Genomic DNA, 21,179 nt, shown 5'->3' on the forward strand with positions numbered 1-21,179 from the left:
GTCTAATGAAAAACCATGTTAATCTCATCTTAACACCTTTACCTTAAAATTATCTTAAATACTAAACACTATTAAGTTATTTTACATTCATCCTCTCTGTATTTCTTTGTTCCTCACATATAAAAAGCTCATAGAGCTTAAGTCTCTATGAGCCATGATTCATTAATTTTTTTCATATGATAAGACGATATTACCATCAACAGCATCAACAATAACCGTTGTATCCATTTCGATTTCTCCTGCAATTAATGCACGTGCAAGTTTTGTTTCGATTGTACGTTGAATGAATCGTTTTAATGGACGCGCTCCATATACTGAGTCAAATCCCGCTTCAGCTACATAAGCATGAGCTGCATCGGTTAAGCGAACCGTAATACGTTGCTCTGCTAAACGCGCATTTAATCCAGCAATGAATTTATCGACGATTTGATAAATAATAGATTCTGATAATGGATTAAACGTAATAATCTCATCAATACGGTTTAATAACTCTGGTTTGAAATAATCACGTAAAACTTCTAACACCTGTTCCTGAGCTTCTTCAAAGTTAGGGTTTTCAAGTAAAATGTGTGAACCAATATTTGAGGTCATAATGATGATGGTATTTTTAAAGTCTACTGTACGACCTTGTGAATCTGTAATACGTCCATCATCTAAAATTTGTAATAAAATATTGAATACGTCTGGATGAGCTTTTTCAATTTCATCTAATAACACGATTGAGTATGGTTTACGACGGATGGCTTCTGTTAACTGTCCACCTTCTTCATATCCCACATAACCTGGAGGCGCTCCAACTAAACGAGAGACCGCATGTTTCTCCATATACTCACTCATATCAATACGAACAATATGTTCTTCACTATCGAATAAGAATTCCGCCAATGCTTTAGCAATTTCGGTTTTACCAACCCCAGTTGGCCCTAAGAATAAGAATGAACCGATTGGACGATGTGGATCTTTAATTCCAGCACGTGCACGAATAATGGCATCACCGACTAAATCAATGGCATCATCTTGTCCCATAACACGACGTTTTAATTCTTCTTTTAAATTTAATAATTTTTCACGTTCACCTTGAACGAGTTTCGCAATTGGAATCCCTGTCCAACGCGAAATAATTTCAGCAATTTCTTCTTCTGTGACATTTTCACGAAGTAATCGATTTTCTTTCCCTGCTTCATCGTGTTGCATCGCTTCAACTTCAGCAATTTGTTTTTCTAAGCTTGGGATTTTTCCATATTGTAATTCGGCTGCTTTTTCATATTCGCCACGTGCTTGGGCATCTTCTAATGCACGACGTGCCCCTTCTAATTCTTTTTTTAGATCCGCCACACCATGAATCGCTTGTTTTTCTTTTTCCCACTGTAATTTTAAAACATTTAATTCATCTTTTAAGTTCGCTAATTCTTTTTGTAACGCCTCTAGACGTTGTTTACTATTCTCATCTTTTTCTTTTTTAAGAGCCGCCTCTTCAATCTCAAGCTGAGTCACACGACGACTAATGCGATCCACCTCTTCTGGTAACGAGTCGATTTCAGTACGAATCGTTGCGCACGCTTCATCAATTAAATCGATGGCTTTATCTGGTAAAAAACGATCCGTAATATATCGATCAGATAATGTCGCAGCTGCTACAATCGCACGGTCTGAAATACTAACACGATGGTGTACTTCAAAGCGATCTTTCAATCCACGTAAGATTGAAACGGTATCTTCGACTGTTGGTTCATTAACTTGAACTTTTTGGAAACGTCGCTCTAAGGCAGGATCTTTTTCAATGTACTCACGATATTCTTTTAATGTTGTAGCACCAATGCAGTGTAATTCACCACGAGCTAATAATGGTTTTAATAAGTTCCCTGCATCCATTGCACCATCTGTACGTCCTGCTCCAACGATGGTATGAATTTCGTCAATGAATAAAATAATACGTCCATCACTATTTTTAACTTCATTCAATACCGCTTTTAAACGCTCTTCAAACTCACCACGATATTTAGCACCGGCAACTAAAGCGGCTAAGTCTAATTCAAAAATCACTTTATCTTTTAAACTTTCAGGCACATCTTGTCGAACAATACGCCAAGCTAACCCTTCAACGATAGCAGTTTTACCAACCCCAGGCTCACCAATTAACACCGGGTTATTTTTTGTTTTACGAGATAAAATACGAATCGCACGACGAATCTCTTCATCGCGACCAATAACCGGATCAATTTTTCCTGATTTTACATCTTCTACTAAGTCACGTCCGTATTTTTCTAAGACTTCATAAGTTGCTTCTGGGTTTTGTGTCATCACGCGTGAATTCCCCCTTATCTGTGAAATAATTTCTTTTAAGTGCTTTTCATTAATCTGATGTTTTTTTATTAATTGCTTCATTTGATAATCTTTTGATTCGAGCATCGCAAGCAAGACGTGCTCCACTGATAAATAATCATCTTTCCAAGCTCGAGCATAATCATCTGCTTTTAATAAAGCACGATTTAAATCTGCTGAAACGTATGGATCACCTGTTGCTCCAGTAACAGCTGGCTTTTTATCTAAAATTTGTTTTAATTCTTGTAATATCTCTTGAATCGGATAGCCTGCCTTTGTAAAAACACGAGCGGCTAATCCGTCATGGTCTTGTAATAAGGACATTAATAAATGCGGGGTATCAATCTCTTGGTGATGTAATGAAGTTGCAAGAGACTGTGCATTTACTAAGCCCTGTTGTAGCTTTTCAGTCATTTTATTAATATTCATGATTCTCACTCCATTTCTTCATCATCTATGATGATACTATCATTATACTCTTGTTTTAGCACTCAGTCAATAAGAGTGCTAATAATTCCAAAATGTAAGTGTTTATTATTTTGTAAATAGCCAAGACTAATCACGTTTCACAAATTCACCACATCTTGTATAAGTTCATTTAACTTGTTCGCTATCTGTGTTATCATATTTATCCGGAGGTGTTTTAATGGAAACAAAGAAACTAATCGTAACAGACTTAGATGGAACTGCATTACAAAATTGGGAAACACTTGACCCAAATACAAAAGAAGCTTTAATCGCTGCAAAAGAAGCAGGACATATCGTTGTGATTGCAACAGGCCGCCCAGCACGTGCATCGTTACACTTCTACAAAGAGTTAGGTCTTGATACACCTATTATTAACTTTAATGGAGCTTATATACATCATCCAGAAGACGAAACCTTTGAGGATATTGTGGCTCAAATCCCAACAGAGGTTGTTTTAACTTTATTCGATTCAGAATTAAAAGATTATATCGTCAATGCCTTTTGTGAATACAAAGATCACTTATATGTCTTACATCAAGGAGATACTATTCGTGATTGGTTCCATATTGAAACATGTACATCAGTGAAATACGGACCATTTAAAGAAACATTAGACGAACATCCAAACGGATTCTTATTAGAAGCTAAAGAGGGATACCCAGAAAAAGTCATGAGTTTCTTACGTGAAAACTACGGTGACATCGTGACATGCCGCAAATGGGATGGCGATAATGTCAACATTATCGAAGTGTTTAAATCAAATACAAATAAAGCAACAGCGATTGAAAAATTGGCCAAATATTTCAACATTGAACAAAAAGATATCATCGCCTTCGGTGACGGAGATAATGATATCGAAATGTTAAAATATGCTGGAGTCGGTGTCGCCATGGATAATGCCATCGATAAACTAAAAGCAGTAGCGAACACCACAACAAAATCAAACAAAGAAAGCGGCGTTGCTCACTACATCCACGAATACATCTTAACACCTAAAAAATAAATAATGAAAAAGGTCATTAGCTAGCTAAAGCTCATGACCTTTTATGTTATTCGCATAACTTCAAAAACTCTCGAACTTGACGACGATTCTTGAGTACAACAATCTTTTTCTCGATCCCGAATTCTTCTAAGCGATCGACTACCCATGGACGTCTTATTTTTTGATAATGAAGAATTTCTTTCAAATGATTTAAACGTAAGCTTAATAATATATCTTTGACATTAATCCATAATGGGAAATCAACAAAAATGACATAGTCAGCTTTATCATCACATAAACCCAAAATACGATTATATTTCGTTTGAATAATCCAATCTTGCTTTTTAATTAAAGACAAGATTTCTTCCTGCTTTCCCGCTTCAATATAACCATCTCCATCAATTATTTCTAATCCTAGTAAATGACTTAGCTTTTGACTCACTAATTTCGTCTTAACCCGATTTCCTCCTAAAATTACATACCTTTCCCCCATCATATGCCCCCTATCTCCTATACATCCTATCATAACTTAATCAAAATATATGTTGAAAAAACGCACAATATTCGATCAAAAGAAAGGGAATTATATATAAGTCGAGATAAGTTTTTCACAGTGTAAAAACTAAAGCCCTAGCATTTCTTTCACAAATCGCCAGGTGATCACTGGACTATAGGATGCTTTAAGTACTAAAACTGACTTAGAAAGATGAGAAGAATTTCTGTTTGTATATATACAGGGAAATGTTTTTCACATTCTAACAACCAGGCCTAGTACACAAGTCCTTAAAATCAAACAACCAACGATAGTCACCTATGCTAAGTATCAAAACTCCTATCTTTCCTCTGTTAGTAGAGGGTTAAAATTTTTTCTGTAGAAAATGTTCTGGACTAATATAACATTTCAACAGCTATCTACACCCTAAAGTAACCATTTCACTTATAAATTATCCACCATCTTATTACATGCATTAACTTCTTCGCATCCTAAAAACCAATCCCATCTATTGAAAAAGTACCCTACTTAAAATCAAAAGTATTTCAAATAAAAATTGATAAATTGATGTATTAAAAAAACACCTGATTACTTTTTCAAATCAGGTGTTTTGCTATTTAATTTTGCGAAAACGAAATAGAGATAATTTCTAAACTTCCTTGTCGATTACTTTGCTCTAAATAAGGATTAGAATCAATAAGTAATTCCACCTTATACACACGACCAATTTTGGGATTATATTCTAATAAATCATACTGAACTGAAATAAAATTCTTTTTATAATCATTCAACTCCGTCGTCATAGTTGCCACCTCGCCATTTACACCATATACATTAATCGTCACATTTTCAACCGAGCGATCAATATTTTTAAACTCTAAATTTAGCATATGACACAGTTCTTGGTGATTCACAACAAGCGCGGACACATGTTCGAAATTCTCTACCTCATTATACATGACTGTCATTTGATATCCATCTTGTACTATCTCATATCCTCCACTTACCTGCCATGGACGAATCGTATTATTCGCATAAGACACTTTAATTGGAGTCAAATCATAAACAACTAATGAACCGGCTAAATTTTCATAACTATAACTTGCATCCGAATCAATCATCATCACCAGTGAAATACCACCATCCATATGACCGGCTAATCCATCTAATGCCTCAATGATATCAAAGCTCATCTGAACAAGTGATGAATTTCCACGCACATATTCACCAATTTTCTCTCGATAATAAACCGGTGATTCATCCTCTAATAATAACTTCACATCCCCTTGCAAATAAAAACTAATGCGCTCCACACTTAAATCCACATTCTCAAACTTAATTGCAACCCCGTTCGTCAACTCTCCTTCACTGAGCGTTAATGGAAATATCGTGGACACATACCCATAGGGTGTAGTCTCTTCATAATCAATACGTAACCCCGTTGTTACTTCTGACAAATGATAACCTGTCCAAGAAGCTTCAGTTTCCCATCCTAATAACGAAACGACTTGTTGATTTGATTGTTCCCCACTAGTCATTGCCACGATATCTGAAGATTTTATCTCCTCACTAGTAACAAGTAGTTCATGATTAGAAAAACTAATTTTCTCCGTATCGAAAGGTGGCTCATATACTGAAGGTTTGATTTCTAATAGATGTTTCATTTTTTTAACCTCTATCGTGCTTTCTAATTGTGGTGTCATCTCTGGCACATCACTTGATAAAAAATAAGAAATTTTCTCAATCACTCCTTCAGCCCCAGAGTTTTCAATCTCTTGCTCATGCTCACTTAAATAGGCAATAAAAAAACCACCGAACGTTAAGATAAAAACGAAAAATAACGTTCTCAGTTTATCAGAAAGCTTTACTCCTGGATTTCCCATTCGATGGCCCCCTTCTCATTCAGAACTAAACGATTCCCCTCTTTCGTCTTCATATCAAGATTAAAAAAGGGTTTTAAATGATCAATATATAATGCTAAGGTATCGCAAAAGGCACCTGATGTCGAAGATAAAATATCAAGCGTTGCCTTTCCATGCGTTGACTTCATGACCTTTCCATACAATTCATCGCCATTAAATGTAAACGTCAACGTTTCACCCTCAAGTAGTACCTGTTCTTGTTTTTGAAAAACGGTAATTTGTGAATAGGACAAACTATATACTTTATATTTCACAAAGGATGAAGCTGTTTTTAATGTCACATAACACGGTTCATCAATGATCACTTCAGAATCTGAATCCTCTGCTTTATCCATCCCAAGCATAATTGCTAAAATCATTGGGATGATATTGTAGATACTTCAAACAAGATTGATTAAAAACACACTCAATGTTAACTCATTCATCTCTAACTTAACGTAACCAATCACCCAGGCAGCGAGCGTCAATACCACTAAAAAACAATGCAGCCACACTTCTTTAAAACGAAAACTTTTGACATTTTGTTGCTTACTTTTATTCGTTACCTTAAACTCGAGTTTCTGTGTTCCAAATAAATGTTTTAAACAACTAAATGATAAATAAGGAGCTAAAATCATCTCATAAATATGTCCCCAAAACATCGTTCGCGTTCTTGAATAACTACACGTAAATACGATATACTGTGAAATAAAATAGGGAACAAACAAATAAATAAGATTCTGAATTGGCACATTAATAAAAAATATTCCTGTCAATAAAAACAACAACGGGGCTAACGTAAACAACATTTTTAAAAGGGAAGTGTACCAATAACAAATCCCATCAAAGTAAACTAAACGTTGCCCAAGTCTCAATCCTTTCATCGTCAAGGGATTCTTATACTTTAACAATTGTAAATTTCCACGACACCAACGATTTCGTTGTCCTAAAAAATCCTTTAAATTCGTTGGATTTAATCCTAAAACAAGAGCTTCATTGACATAAATCCCTTTATAACCCTTCGCCTCAATCATCACTCCCACCGCAATATCTTCTGTAATCGAAAACGTTGGATAGCCTCCAATTTCATCAATACAGCGACGTCTAAAAATTGCATTCGTCCCGACATGAATCGCTGAATTTAAACTTGCCCTTTTGGGTTGAATATCACGCATGAAAAAATCTTGCTCACTTGGTAGTTGATTCGAAAACACCTTTTGAAAAATGTCAGGATTATAAAAGGTTTGTGGTGCCTGCACAAAACCAACCGACTCATCAAAGAAATAAGGAACCATCTTTAATAAAAAATTCGTCTTTGGCATCATATCTGCATCAAACACAACCATCAATTCACCCTGTGCAAACTGTAAAATATGATTAATATTCCCCGACTTTGCATCTGTGTTATCTGCACGAACGACAAAGTGAACGCCATAATCTTCACATAATTGCTTAACCTCACTCCTTTTCCCATCATCACATACGTAAATCTCCTTTTTTCCTGCTTCATACTTTAACGAAATCACCGCAGCTAGTGTTCGTTTTAAAATATAAATCGGTTCTCCGTAAGTGGGAATAATCACGTCAATGCTCGGTAAAGATGTTCGAGATGTATCTAATTTAACTTCCTGTTTCTCTTGTGTCGAAACATAACAGAAAATCAAAAACTGCAAAAAACCCCACACCTCAGCTCCATACAATAATATACCAAAAATAAGTGGCCACCCTGAACTTGGAATCATCTTCACCCGGCAGATAATATAAACAAGCGAGACAATAAAACTCATCATCATTAGCCACTTATTTGGTTTTGGTACACATAAAAACAACACAACCATTAACAAAATAGAGATAAACATATACACTAGCATATACTTCCCCCCTTTAATCACTTTACACTTCCATAAACCATACAATTCACCTTATGCCACAAAACTCATAACAATGCCATTTTATTTAAAATTTTTCATTCCCCTCCTATTTTTCTACTCCACTATAAAAAAACTTAAGGCCTAAACCGTGAGTTTTCATTATTTAACAACAATGTTAACTAATTTTCCTGGAACGGCGATTGTTTTTACAATTTCTTTTCCAGAAATGAAGTTTTGAACGTTTTCATGTGCCATTGCTATTTCTAACATGTCTTCTTTTGAGCTGCCTGCACGCACATCGATACGAGCACGTAACTTACCGTTAACTTTTGCGATGATTGTAATGGTATCCGATACTAATTTTGCTTCATCGTATGTTGGCCATGCTTCATAAGAAACAGTTCCTTCATGTCCAAGCACTGATCAAATTTCTTCTGTCATATGAGGAGCGATTGGATTTAATAATTTAACGAACGCTTCTGCATATTCACATGGAATACTTGTGACTTTATATGATTCATTGATGAAGATCATCATTTTCTATCAATCTTAAACTTATTTATCTCTCATTTATTTTTTCTTCTAAAAAATAAATTCTTCTCGATATATACTATCTCTTAAGTAACCTATCCTTTTAATCTTAATTTTCGATATAATTTAGTTTAAATTTTATCTCATTAGATATACCCGCACCCTTTTATACATCTTTCAATAATAATTTACTTTTTAAATTTACATACATTTTATTACCACGCTAGCCCCCTCAGAGCAGGTGATTTTCGTTTATACACAAAGCATTCTCAAAAAACTGAGAATGCTTTTTAAATGAACACTTATGACAAACAAAAATATATTATCCTGTAATGAATTTTAACTGAGGTGATAGGGATGTATTATTATTCATCTAATTATGAATATCCATATAGACAAAATGCTACAACTACTACACAAGCAAAAATGCCATCATTGATGACAAGTTTAGGAGAAGTTCAGTTAGAAGGTTACTATGACTTATTTGTTTATGAAACGTTATTTTCTGTTATCGGAGCAACTTTAAAAATTCAAATGAGTACAGGAAGTATTGAAGGAAAACTCATTGGCGCTAAACCTGATCATGTAATTTTGGAAAGTAACGGAAATACATTTTTTATCCGTATCAAAGAGATTGTTTGGATTATGCCTGTTAAATAATTTCTAACGCTTATTTATTTCAATAAACAAAAAACCCTCTAATCAGTGGTGGGATTAGAGGGCTTTTAATAGTTATTCTAATTATTTAACAACGATGTTAACTAATTTTCCTGGAACAGCAATTGTTTTTACAATTTCTTTTCCAGCAACGAAGTTTTGAACATTTTCATGTGCCATCGCTGTTTCTAACATGTCTTCTTTTGAAATATTAGCAGCTACCTCGATACGAGCACGTAACTTACCGTTAACTTGGGCAATGATTGTAATGGTATCCGATACTAATTTTGCTTCATCATATGTTGGCCATGCTTCATATGAAACAGTTCCTTCATGTCCAAGCACCGACCAGATTTCTTCTGTCATATGCGGAGCGATTGGATTTAATAATTTAACAAATCCTTCTGCATATTCACGTGGAATGCTTGTTGCTTTATATGATTCATTGATGAAGATCATCATTTGAGCGATCGCAGTATTGAAGCTTAATTTTTCATAATCCTCAGTTACTTTCTTCACTGTTTCATGATAAACTTTATCTAATTTTCCATCGTTTTCAGCGACTACTTTTTCAGCTAATGTGTGCTCTGGAGTCACGAATAAACGCCACACACGATCTAAGAAACGACGGCTTCCATCTAATCCTTCAGTTGACCAAGCGATAGCTGCATCAAGTGGTCCCATGAACATTTCGTATAAACGTAATGTATCTGCTCCATGAGATTTAACGATATCATCTGGATTTACAACGTTTCCTTTAGATTTTGACATTTTCTCATTGTTTTCACCTAAGATCATTCCTTGGTTGAATAAACGTTGGAATGGTTCTTTTGTTTCAACAATTCCTAAATCGAATAATACTTTATGCCAGAAGCGAGCGTATAATAAGTGTAATACAGCATGCTCTGCTCCACCGATGTATAAATCAACTGGTAACCATTCTTTTAATAATTGTTTGGCTTCTTCTGTATTTAATCCAACATAGTCTTCACCTTGTTTTAAGATATAGCCAATGTAGTACCAGCAGCTTCCAGCCCATTGTGGCATTGTATTTGTTTCACGACGACCTTTTACTCCATCTTCACGTACAACTTCTAACCATTCTTTTGCATTAGCAAGTGGAGATTCACCTGTTCCAGATGGTTTGATGTTATCCATCACTGGTAATTCAAGTGGTAATTGATCGGCTTCTAAAACAGACATTGTTCCATCTTCCCACATAATCACTGGGAATGGTTCTCCCCAATAACGTTGACGAGAGAATAACCAGTCACGTAGTTTATAGTTAACTTTACGAGATCCAGCACCGTTTGCTTCTAACCATTCAATAACAGCAGCTTTAGCATCTGCATTGTTCATTCCATTAATGAAGTCTGATTCGATGTGAGCATCATCTCCAGTGAAGGCACCTTCTGTGATATCCCCTTCAATGACTTGCTTAATTGTTAAGTCATATTTCTTAGCGAATTCGTAGTCACGCTCATCGTGTGCAGGCACTGCCATAACAGCTCCTGTTCCGTAGCTTGCTAAAACATAATCTCCGATCCAAACTGGAACTTGAGCTCCTGTAATTGGATGAATTGCGTAAGCTCCTGTTGCCACACCTGATTTTTCTTTATTTAATTCTGTACGCTCTAAATCAGATTTTGCTTTTGCAGCTTCTTGATAAGCAACAACCGCTTCTTTACATTCAGGCGTTGTAATTTCATTTACTAATGGATGTTCTGGTGCTAAAACAACGTATGTTACACCGAATACCGTATCAGGACGTGTTGTAAACACATCAAATGAATGTTCTGTTCCATTAACTTTAAAGTTAATTAACGCTCCTTCACTCTTACCGATCCAGTTACGTTGCATATCTTTAATGCTTTCTGTCCAGTCTAACCCTTCTAAATCTTCAAGTAATCGTTCAGCATAATGTGTAATTTTAAGCACCCATTGTTTCATTGGTTTCTTGATTACAGGATGTTCCCCACGTTCAGAGACCATTTTCCCATCAACATTTAAAACTTCCTCATTTGCTAAAACTGTTCCTAACCCTTCACACCAGTTAACTTCAATATCTTTAATTTCAGCTAATCCCATGTTATATAATTGGGTGAAAATCCATTGTGTCCATTTATAATATTTTGGATCGGTTGTATTTAACTCTTTATCCCAATCATATGAGAATCCTAATGATTGAATTTGTTTACGGAATGTATTAATGTTAATATCCGTAAATTCACGAGGGTCATTTCCTGTATTTAATGCATATTGCTCAGCTGGTAAACCGAATGCATCCCATCCCATTGGATGTAAGACACGGTACCCTTGCATACGTTTCATACGAGAAACAATATCAGTTGCTGTATATCCTTCTGGATGACCGACGTGAAGTCCCGCTCCAGATGGATAAGGGAACATATCTAATGCATAATACTTAGGTTTTGACTTATCTTCAGACGTTTTGAATGTCTTATTTTCTAGCCAATAATTTTGCCACTTTTGTTCAATCTGTTTGTGATCAAATGCCATAATTCTACCTCCGGGCCCCCGGCCTGCGAAGCAGGTATCCTCCACTGCTGGGGTAATCTTAAATTTGTAGGTGAGTCTACTATTCATTAAGAAAATTTAAATACTGCTTTCTTTTCTTAAATGATGAAGTAAACACTTCACTAAAATAAAACCAAATATTATGAATAATTTGTGACGAATCGATATAAATTATTCATTAATACAAAATAATGGATTAAATTCCATAAACCTATATCTTATTCTTTTTAATAAAGATGGGGTAAGAAAAATCTTTTATCCCTCACTCAAAAAGTTAAAGAGAACACCCTCTTCCCATCAAAGGAGGGAAAGCTAAGAGTCCAACTACTTCGCTATACATATAGTTGAATTAATCCACTAAAGCAGATCGTTGAACTAACAAAAAAAGTCCTTAGAATATTTCTATTCTAAGGACGTAAATTACGCGGTACCACCTTAGTTGCAAGAGTCTAAAAAAAGTAGTCTCTTACCTCTCTCATCTTTTAACGCAAGAATACGGCAATCATTACTTAAATTTCACAATTGCAACTCCGAGGTGAGTTCATAAGTGTTCTATACGAATTTGCACCAACCATTCGCTCTCTACAATAATCCCAACTTACTACTAGTCCTCTTCACGGTTCATATAAGTTTATTCTAGAAAAATTATATCAAACCTTTCACAAAAAACAAGATTTTTTATAAAAAAACGTCATAAAACAATATCTCGTGCCACTAATTCACATCTATGATAAAATAAAAGACGATAAACAAACAACATACAACAATCCTCATCATTTTAAAGGACTATCTTAAATGATGCATTCGTGATTGATTTGATAAAAAGAACATACTAAAAACAGGAGGAATAGATAGATGAACAATCCGTTTCCATACAGCTATGCTGATAAACGATACCATACATTAAACTATCATTTACGTGAAAAATATAACCAAAAAATCTTCAAAGTCATGATCAATGCTGGATTTACTTGTCCAAATATTGATGGAACCGTCAAATACGGTGGATGTACGTTCTGTAGTACCAAAGGTAGTGGTGACTTTGCTGGAAATCCAGAAGACAACTTAAAAACTCAATTTAATCAAGTCAAAGAGATGATGCATCAAAAATGGCCTGAAGCAGGATACATCGCCTATTTCCAAGCCTTCTCAAATACACATGCCCCGCTTGAAGTCTTAAAGCGTAAATATGAAGCCGTTTTAGAATGTGATCCTAATATCGTCGCTCTTTCAATTGGGACACGTCCTGACTGTTTACCAGATGATGTCGTGGACTACTTAGGTGAATTAAACAAAGAAGTCGATTTATGGGTGGAACTTGGGCTTCAATCGATGCATGACAAAACAGGAAAACTTATTAACCGTGGACATGATTATCAAACATTAGTTGAAGGCGTTAACAAACTTCGCGCGAAAAATATCGATGTCATCATTCATATCATCAATGGATTACCAGGTGAAACACATGAAATGATGTTAGAAACGGCGAAAGCTGTAGCGGGACTTGATGTCCAAGGAATCAAAATTCATTTACTTCACGTCATTGAAGGAACACCAATGCACAAAATGTTAGACAAAGGGATGTTAACACTCATGGAGAAAGATGAGTATATCGACTTAGTCGTTGATCAATTAGAAATCTTACCCCCTGAAATGGTTATCCATCGTTTAACAGGTGATGCCGTTCGTGAAGAATTAGTTGGACCGATGTGGAGTTTAAAAAAATGGGAAGTTTTAAATGCAATTGATGATCGTTTAAAAGAGCGTAACACTTACCAAGGGCGACTTTATCAAAAACCGGAGGAAAACTAAGATGGCACAAACATTAGAACGCGTTCTTCCCTTTTCAAAAAATTTATTAGAAAAAGCTTTAAAACCAGGTGATGTTGCGATTGATGGAACAGCAGGTAATGGTTATGATACGTTATTTTTAGCAGAACTTGTTGGTGAGTCAGGCCATGTTTATAGCTTTGATGTCCAAGAAGAAGCCATTCAAAGCACGCAAACGAAATTAAAAGAAGCTGATATTAACCATGTAACTTTAATTCATGATGGACATCAACATGTCCTAAACTATGTGAAGCAACCAATTAGCGCGGCGATTTTTAATCTAGGTTACCTTCCTGGTAGTGATCAAAGTATTACGACTCATGGTGAAACGACATGGAAAGCTGTCACTGACATTTTAAGCTTATTAAAGAAAAATGGGATTATTATTTTAGTGGTGTATCATGGACATGAGGAAGGAAAAGTGGAACGCCACTATCTAGAGGAGTGTTTTGAAACACTAGATACTAGAACAACTCAAGTTTTAACTTATCAATTCATTAACCGTAAAACAGCTCCATTCATCGTTGCTATTGAAAAACTACATTAAAAAAGCTACTTTAACAGTAGCTTTTTTTGTTCCTTAATTCAATCAATTAATGATAAGAGAAATCCAATTCCAGAAAACATCCCCTTACTCGTTTTAAAGAAACAGTCTTAAGAGTACACAAAAACAACGCTAATAATAAAAGGACCGACCAAACTAACTATCTTGTCATTAGAAATTAAAGCTTACAATATACTTTTACCATCACCAGGTGAAAGCTGCACATGAAGTTAAATGAATAATTACTGGGATATCTTGTTGTTTAAACTTAAATAAAGACGGATCAATTCCTACTCTGACAGAATGGACCTTAATTTCATATCGATTTATCATATAAACACGACTCATCTGATGAATACATAAACTAATCCATAACAAGGCAAACAAATAAAATCAAAACAATCCTTATTCACTGCCCATCATCTCATACTAAATTTATATTGCTATCCCGTCTACTTATACATTGTTAACTACTTTACAAACTTTCTCGTATGATGGAATAAAAAGCGGGCACGAAAACCGAGTTTTTTGATGATTTGTTTTTGAACGATACGAAGTTTAGGATTTTTCTTCACACCTTCTGCTAAGTATAATGCGAAGAGTCCATCATTAATCGTTTGATGAAATCCTTTCTCCGGTAAGAGCCTTATCTGCTGTTGGGCCTCGTAGTAAACGTCAAGAATCCGATAAATTCCCTCTTCAAAGTTATGATAATAAGAAAAGAAATTAAGTTCTCCTTCTTCGATATCTTCCTCTAAATCAATTAGATAATCAAGCATAATATGAAGTTCTTGCACCGCTGGAAACATTGCTTGAAAAATACACTCAGGTTGGATTTGATAACGGTCTTGATTCATTGCATAAGCCACCATCGTAAAAATTCCAAGTGTTGAACCACAGGCTGCACCAAACTCAAACCAAGTTAAATCACCTGCTAATCGTTTTTGCTGACTGCTTAATTGAATTAATCGAACTTCCCGCTCTGATACTTTTAAATGCTTATAAACTTGTAAATCTACATACAATCCAGCTAAGCGACCAAGCCAAGAAGCATACAGCGAATAGTGAGGAATCTTTTTTAATGATTCTTGGCACAAGCGGACAAGCATATTCAAATAGCCTCCATCGAGTTGCTGTGTTTGATACTGATAATAATTTGGAGCATGAGGAGTTAGTTTAAAGACATCTAATAACGACTGATGTAAACGACGAAAATTTGTTTCATTAATAACATTTGTTTGATCGACTAAATTATCTAAATAGTCACACATCGTCTGATAAGCCGTCATAAATTTTAAATAATCGGCTTGATACTCTTCACTTACTAAGGCTGCATAAAAAGATGCTCCATAGCAATGAAAAGCTTTTTTTGAAAGACTCGCTAACGCTTCTTTCTTTAATTTCGGATCGGTAATTTGTTGCGCATGTTGTTCATATAAACTTAAAAATGATTTCGTCTTAGGTTGATACGATTTATAAAAAGCTGTCATTAAGGCTGGATAGAACATGTTTTCACCTCTCAATCGATACCTCTATAGTGTAGACCAAGGTTCCAGCGTTCAATCATCATTTGACTGAAATGTCATTCATTCTTACAGAAACCTCTTCTTTTCGACAGACGTAACCGATTACAACCTTTCCCTATTCCCCTTAGTTTTCTACTTTTTTACAAATGTAGATGTTATAATGATTGTGTATTTATGGAAAAGGAGGAATAAATAGTGAGGGGAAGCAAATTACAAAAACTACTACATGTTCTAAAAAAACATGATCATAAAAACGACGTCTATAACTATGCCATTCCTGATTTATGGAATGCATGGAACTATCAAGGAGAGGAAATGGTGCGTACTAGTTGGGGGGAACTCATCGTTAATCCATACAACTTCTATAGTGAAGTGATCCAATCCTACATTTTGCCTCAGGCTAAAGACGACGTTAACTATAATCAATCGCTAAGTCAAATCAAGCAATCATATGAAGCTAAACCAGGCTATTTAGGGGGAGACTGGATTAAAGATTCAGTGGTTTATTCAATGATGGTTCGAACATCGACAGCTTGGGACCATGACCGAAGTGGAGATTTAGAGAACCATAACTTATACGATTTAAATGAAACAGGGACATTCGTAAAATCATTAGCATTACTTCCATTACTAAAGAAAATGGGAGTCGATACAGTTTATATGCTCCCAATTTCAAAATTTTCATTAAAAGATAAAAAAGGTGAATTAGGATCACCTTATGGCGTTTGCAACTTCTTTGAAATCGATCCTAGCTTAAAAGATAACATGACAGGTTCAGAGTTAACTGTTGAGGAAGAATTCCAAGCATTTGTTGAAGCTTGTCATATTTTAGATATGAAAGTGATGATTGACATCATCCCTAGAACAAATTCAGTTGAAAGTGATTTAATTTTAGAACATCCGGATTGGTTCTATTGGGTATATACCGATACATTCCACGAGTATTATCCACCATATGTTCCAGGACTCGGAAGTACCTTACCACCGAAACCAGAATATTTACCTTATGTGTATTCATCACAAGCAGTATGGAATCATATTCATAAATTCTCATATGCACCAAACATCATTGATCCTGAAAAATGGGAGCGCGTGGTAGAAGAATATCGCCAAACACCAGGGGCTTCTATTTTAGATTTAGTTAGCCGTGAATTCGGTTTAACTGTTGCACCAGCCTTCTCAGATCATATTAATGATGTGCAACCACCATGGACAGATGTCACGTTCTTCCGTATGTATATGGACCATCCGGTGGAAAGCCAAAAATACTTAGGCGGACAAGAGTTACCACCTTATATCTTATTTGATACAATTAAATCAAATTTATATAAAGGAAATATCATTAACGAAGGATTATGGGCAACTTTATCTAACATTATTCCATTCTATCAACAAAATTATGGAATTGATGGGGCTCGTATCGATATGGGACATGCTCTTCCGTCTGAACTCATCCATCGTATCATTGCCAATGCACGTACGAACGATCCAGACTTCTGCTTCATCGCTGAGGAGCTACAAGATGAAAATGCAAAAGTATCACGCGATAACGGATATAACATGATTATCGGTTATGGATTCTTCCAAGAACCTCGTACGTATGAGCATCGTACACACAAATTCATGTATGATTCACGTCACTTACCATGTCCTGTGTTTGCTGGAGGAGAAACTCATGATACCCCTCGCTTAGCTGCACGTGAAGGCGGACGTACGTTATCTAAAATGTTAACCGTTATGAACATGTTCATGCCAAATGGAGTTCCATTCATTAACTCTGGACAAGAAGTTTATGAAATTCAACCGATGAATACAGGTCTTGATTGCCGTAACTATGAGCAATATGTGTTACCGCACAACGATCGTTACTTTGGAAAGCTTGCACTCTTTGATAAATTCGCTATCCATTATCTGAATCATATGCGCTGGGAGTTACCAGATACACTAGAAGCTGTTTCAAAAATCCGCAAAGATCACTTAAGTACTTTTACGAAACTTGAAAACTTTGTATCGCTTGGATTTGATTACTTAAGTGACCCTGCGATTGGATTTGGATACATTGAGGAAGGAAAGCGCGGTCACTACAATAACAATGTTTTCATCATTGTAGCAAGCACTGATATGTATTCTCCAATTGATGTGACAGTTCATTTAGAGGATTTACGTACTCAATCAGGGAATACTTGGTGTACAGGTTCTTTATTATTCTCAACTCATGAATGGCAACGTGAAGTTCATGAATTTGATGGTAATCGTAATTTACGTGTTCACCTACAACCTGGTGAAGTTAAAATTATTAAACTATGATATAATAAAAGGTAACATCTCACGGTGTTACCTTTTTTATTGTAGGAGAGATTTTATGTCAGATCGCGTACTAAAGGTGGCTCTTTATAGTATTGGGAGTACCTTATTGATTTTAATAATTACCATTCCACTAATTGCGATGTTATGGATTAGTGGGATTCAGTATCATAGTCGTTGGAATATTCTTTTCTTTATCGCTATGATTACCATCTTTGATTTATTAGCTGAGTATATAGGAAGAATGGCTGTCGATGGGTTTGCCACCCTCTTTTCATGGACAAGTAAAAAAAGATTACTTTTTCGTTATATCTTAGATTTTTTTATGACGCTACTTATTACTCACTTTGTTGACGAGTACTTCAAGGGAGTCTCTCTCTCAACAGGTGGCGAAATCATCTTTGCGATACTTATTCTTCTATTTACTGCCGTCCTCGAAATGAATACAAACGAGGAAAAGGAAGCATAAAGTTTCCTTTTTTTATATAATAATAATATACCAAATAAAGTTGAAACTTGGTAGCGCTTCATTTGAAGTTTGTGTATAATAAAAATAGATAGAAAAAGTTACCAAAAGGGGAGGAGCCTATTATGTATCAAAACATTTTAGCTGCCGTTGATGATAGTGCCAAGTCTAGACTAGCCTTTAAATCTGCTGTTGAAACTGCGGTAGCATTCAATGCAAAATTAACACTTTGTCATATTAAAAAGAACACCATTATTTACACACCGATTGATCCATCGGGGATGTTATCAACGACTTACATTTTCAAACAAGATTTCTCAAGCTATATGGATGAGGAATTAGAAAAATATAAAGAAGAGGCTCAAAAAGCAGGAATCAAAGAGGTTGAAATCGTCCAAACATACAGTTCATCACCAGGGCTTGCGATTGCTGAAGTGATCGCTCCAGGTTATGAAGCTGATTTAATCGTTTGTGGAGCAAGTAACAAATCAGGCTTTGACCGATTCTTACTCGGAAGCGTCTCACTTGATATCGTAAAACACGCAAAATGCGACGTCAACGTCATCCGCAACGGCGGAAAAAAATAACCTTTAAATCTAGATTAGCTGTATCTATAAGATACAGCTTTTTTCATATTCAAAATAAAAGTGTTGGAAATCTAAACAGAATGGGAAGGACATGAGATTAATCGTGCATTGATGCATGATTAATAGAACCGGCCCATTTAGCCAGAGCATTCCAATAAAAAGATGGCTCACACCCTTTATATTCTCTTATTAAATGCCTGATATCTGTACCTTTTGGAGTAAAAATATAAATAAAAAAGGGGATTCCCCGAATCGAAGAATCTCCGTGATAATCATTATCCTTGATAATTAACTAATGATAAGAATGATTTTGGATCTAGTGAAGCACCACCAACTAATGCTCCGTCAATATGTTCTTGAGCCATTAACTCCTTAATATTTGACGGATTAACTGAGCCTCCATATTGAATACGAACTGCCTCAGCAACTTCACGTCCATACACACGTTCAATTACACTACGAATATATCCAATCGTTTCATTCGCTTGCTCAGCTGTTGCTGTACGTCCTGTTCCAATTGCCCAAATTGGTTCATAGGCAATTACAACTCGTTTCACTTGTTCAACTGTTAATCCTTCTAACGCTGCAACTGTTTGAGTATCCACAACAGTATTTGTTGCTCCCGTTTCACGTTGTTCTAATGATTCACCGACACAAATAATTGGTGTTAATCCATTTGCAAATGCAGCGTGAACTTTTTTATTAACTGTTTCATCTGTCTCATTAAACATTTCACGACGCTCACTGTGTCCTAATACGACGTAAGAAACGCCGATTGATGTTAGCATTTCAGGTGCCACTTCTCCTGTGTAAGCCCCAGCTGATTCAAAGTGCATATTTTGTGCCCCCACACGTAAAGAAGCCCCTTGACGTTTGACTAAACAGCGTAAGTAAGGAAATGGTGCACAAACTACTGATTCAACCACATCTGTTGAAGCAACATGATCTTTAACAGCATAAATAAATTGTAAAGCCTCATCACGCGTTTTATTCATTTTCCAGTTTCCTGCAATAATTGGTTTTCTCATTTCTCACACCTCATAATCTATTCTTATTTTTCTGATATTTCCCCCGTTGAAATATCATCTTCTTTTTGTTCTTGAACTTGTTCTTTCTTACCTTTTTTGGGTTTTGCTCGGAATAATCCTGTTGTATTAAATACAAGCTCGACCACTAGTATCGCAATTACTAACATCACTAATCCATAAAACTTCGATGACATGGTATATAGGATAGCAGTGAATGAGAACAATGCTGCAATTCCATATAAAACAAGTACGCTTTTCACATGCCCTAAATTACGATCTAATAATTGATGATGAACATGACCACGATCAGGTTTAAAAGGCGATTGCCCATTTAGTATACGACGAATGATAGCCCAAATTGTATCGAAGATTGGAACAGATAGCATAACAATTGGGATAATAAATGAAACAAAAGCCGCATTCTTATACCCTAAAAGGGATAAAACAGATACAGAGAAGCCTAAAAATAGCGATCCTGTATCCCCCATAAAAATTTTTGCTGGATGAAAGTTATGAATTAAAAAGCCTAATGTTGAACCGAGTAATAAACAAGACATCATTGCCACAAAGGCTTCTCCTTGATAGGACGCTAAAATGGCCATTGTTCCAAATGAAATAGCTGATATTCCTGAAGATAAACCATCTAAACCGTCAATTAAATTAATAGAATTTGTAATACCAACAATCCAGATGACCGTTACAATTCCACCTATCCACCCTAAATCAATTACAGGTAAAAACGGTAAATAAATCTTATCTATCATGAAATTACCATACAAAACCATAATCAAAGCTGCAACTAACTGAACGAGAGCCTTTGGTTTAGCAGGTAATTCAAACATATCATCAAGCATCCCAGTAGCAACAATGAGAAAAGAAGCAATAAAATAAGCATCAATAAACGCTATTTCATCTTGATCAAGCGCATATCCTTTCACTTTAAAAATCATATAACCCAATAGAAAAGCAATATAAATCGCGAGTCCACCCATTCTCGGCATGATACGACTATGGACTTTACGTTTATTGGGTTGATCAACTGCATTGGTAAAATAAGCTAATTTCATCACATACGGCGTAATTAAACACGCTATTATGAAGCATAAACTTATGACTAATAAGTAAATCATC

17 protein-coding genes and 1 other annotated feature are annotated in these 21,179 nt (G+C 35.5%); of the genes, 7 read left to right on the forward strand and 10 right to left on the reverse strand.

What is annotated here, in order from left to right; genetic code table 11:
* Nucleotides 1-162: 162 nt before the first annotated feature.
* Nucleotides 163-2,751: an ATP-dependent chaperone ClpB gene (gene clpB, locus AT726_RS03100; protein WP_055242331.1), complete on the reverse strand. Its 2,589-nt coding sequence runs from the start codon at nt 2,749-2,751 to the stop codon at nt 163-165.
* A gap of 217 nt (nt 2,752-2,968) precedes the next feature.
* On the opposite strand from clpB, the gene AT726_RS03105 reads away from it, so the two are divergent.
* Nucleotides 2,969-3,793 carry a Cof-type HAD-IIB family hydrolase gene (locus AT726_RS03105; RefSeq protein WP_055275937.1) on the forward strand — a complete coding sequence of 275 codons (825 nt, stop codon included), beginning with the start codon at nt 2,969-2,971 and terminating at the stop codon, nt 3,791-3,793.
* Nucleotides 3,794-3,839: 46 nt separating this feature from the next.
* Here AT726_RS03105 and AT726_RS03110 read toward each other — a convergent pair whose 3' ends face one another.
* From AT726_RS03110 to AT726_RS03130, 5 genes are all read right to left on the reverse strand, one after another.
* Nucleotides 3,840-4,265 carry a hypothetical protein gene (locus tag AT726_RS03110; RefSeq protein WP_068758976.1) on the reverse strand — a complete coding sequence of 142 codons (426 nt, stop codon included), beginning with the start codon at nt 4,263-4,265 and terminating at the stop codon, nt 3,840-3,842.
* A gap of 617 nt (nt 4,266-4,882) precedes the next feature.
* Nucleotides 4,883-6,148: a hypothetical protein gene (locus AT726_RS03115; protein WP_068758977.1), complete on the reverse strand. Its 1,266-nt coding sequence runs from the start codon at nt 6,146-6,148 to the stop codon at nt 4,883-4,885.
* Nucleotides 6,130-6,546, reverse strand: a complete 417-nt coding sequence (locus tag AT726_RS03120; protein ID WP_068758978.1) for a hypothetical protein — start codon at nt 6,544-6,546, stop codon at nt 6,130-6,132. The genes AT726_RS03115 and AT726_RS03120 overlap by 19 nt, the downstream gene beginning before the upstream one ends.
* Before the next feature lie 21 nt (nt 6,547-6,567).
* Nucleotides 6,568-8,037, reverse strand: coding sequence for a glycosyltransferase family 2 protein (locus AT726_RS03125; RefSeq protein WP_068758979.1), 1,470 nt, complete (start codon nt 8,035-8,037; stop codon nt 6,568-6,570).
* A 159-nt stretch (nt 8,038-8,196) separates the two neighbouring features.
* Nucleotides 8,197-8,457 carry a hypothetical protein gene (locus tag AT726_RS03130; protein WP_068758980.1) on the reverse strand — a complete coding sequence of 87 codons (261 nt, stop codon included), beginning with the start codon at nt 8,455-8,457 and terminating at the stop codon, nt 8,197-8,199.
* Nucleotides 8,458-8,925: 468 nt separating this feature from the next.
* Here AT726_RS03130 and AT726_RS03135 point away from each other — a divergent pair, with 468 nt between their 5' ends.
* Nucleotides 8,926-9,228, forward strand: coding sequence for a YuzF family protein (locus AT726_RS03135; protein ID WP_144436943.1), 303 nt, complete (start codon nt 8,926-8,928; stop codon nt 9,226-9,228).
* Nucleotides 9,229-9,309: 81 nt separating this feature from the next.
* On the opposite strand, the gene leuS is transcribed toward AT726_RS03135, so the two are convergent.
* Entirely contained in the window at nt 9,310-11,745 is a 2,436-nt protein-coding gene (gene leuS, locus AT726_RS03140) for a leucine--tRNA ligase (protein ID WP_068758981.1), read from the reverse strand.
* A 424-nt stretch (nt 11,746-12,169) separates the two neighbouring features.
* Nucleotides 12,170-12,390, reverse strand: a binding site (T-box leader).
* A gap of 228 nt (nt 12,391-12,618) precedes the next feature.
* On the opposite strand from leuS, the gene AT726_RS03145 reads away from it, so the two are divergent.
* Together AT726_RS03145 and AT726_RS03150 are read left to right on the forward strand one after the other, a co-directional pair.
* Complete coding sequence (locus tag AT726_RS03145) at nt 12,619-13,575, forward strand: TIGR01212 family radical SAM protein (protein ID WP_055242341.1); 957 nt, start codon at nt 12,619-12,621, stop codon at nt 13,573-13,575.
* Between the two features lies 1 nt (nt 13,576).
* Entirely contained in the window at nt 13,577-14,140 is a 564-nt protein-coding gene (locus AT726_RS03150) for a class I SAM-dependent methyltransferase (protein WP_068758982.1), read from the forward strand.
* Between the two features lie 467 nt (nt 14,141-14,607).
* Here AT726_RS03150 and AT726_RS03155 read toward each other — a convergent pair whose 3' ends face one another.
* Nucleotides 14,608-15,645, reverse strand: coding sequence for a DUF2600 family protein (locus AT726_RS03155; protein WP_068758983.1), 1,038 nt, complete (start codon nt 15,643-15,645; stop codon nt 14,608-14,610).
* Nucleotides 15,646-15,858: 213 nt separating this feature from the next.
* Between AT726_RS03155 and AT726_RS03160 the strand changes: the two genes are divergently transcribed.
* The 3 genes from AT726_RS03160 (at nt 15,859) to AT726_RS03170 (ending at nt 19,020) form a co-directional block, all read left to right on the forward strand.
* Nucleotides 15,859-17,970 carry an alpha-amylase family glycosyl hydrolase gene (locus AT726_RS03160; protein ID WP_237297185.1) on the forward strand — a complete coding sequence of 704 codons (2,112 nt, stop codon included), beginning with the start codon at nt 15,859-15,861 and terminating at the stop codon, nt 17,968-17,970.
* A 55-nt stretch (nt 17,971-18,025) separates the two neighbouring features.
* Entirely contained in the window at nt 18,026-18,436 is a 411-nt protein-coding gene (locus AT726_RS03165) for a YrvL family regulatory protein (RefSeq protein ID WP_055306025.1), read from the forward strand.
* 122 nt (nt 18,437-18,558) lie between these two features.
* Complete coding sequence (locus AT726_RS03170; RefSeq protein WP_068758985.1) at nt 18,559-19,020, forward strand: universal stress protein; 462 nt, start codon at nt 18,559-18,561, stop codon at nt 19,018-19,020.
* A gap of 275 nt (nt 19,021-19,295) precedes the next feature.
* Here the strand turns inward: AT726_RS03170 and tpiA are convergent, their stop codons facing one another.
* Nucleotides 19,296-20,048 carry a triose-phosphate isomerase gene (gene tpiA / locus AT726_RS03175; protein WP_068758986.1) on the reverse strand — a complete coding sequence of 251 codons (753 nt, stop codon included), beginning with the start codon at nt 20,046-20,048 and terminating at the stop codon, nt 19,296-19,298.
* A 23-nt stretch (nt 20,049-20,071) separates the two neighbouring features.
* Entirely contained in the window at nt 20,072-21,178 is a 1,107-nt protein-coding gene (locus AT726_RS03180) for a glycosyltransferase family 4 protein (RefSeq protein ID WP_055306041.1), read from the reverse strand.
* Nucleotide 21,179: the final 1 nt, after the last annotated feature.

The organism is Turicibacter sp. H121, assembly GCF_001543345.1.
In the GTDB taxonomy this organism is placed as follows: Bacteria; Bacillota_I; Bacilli_A; order MOL361; family Turicibacteraceae; genus Turicibacter; species Turicibacter bilis.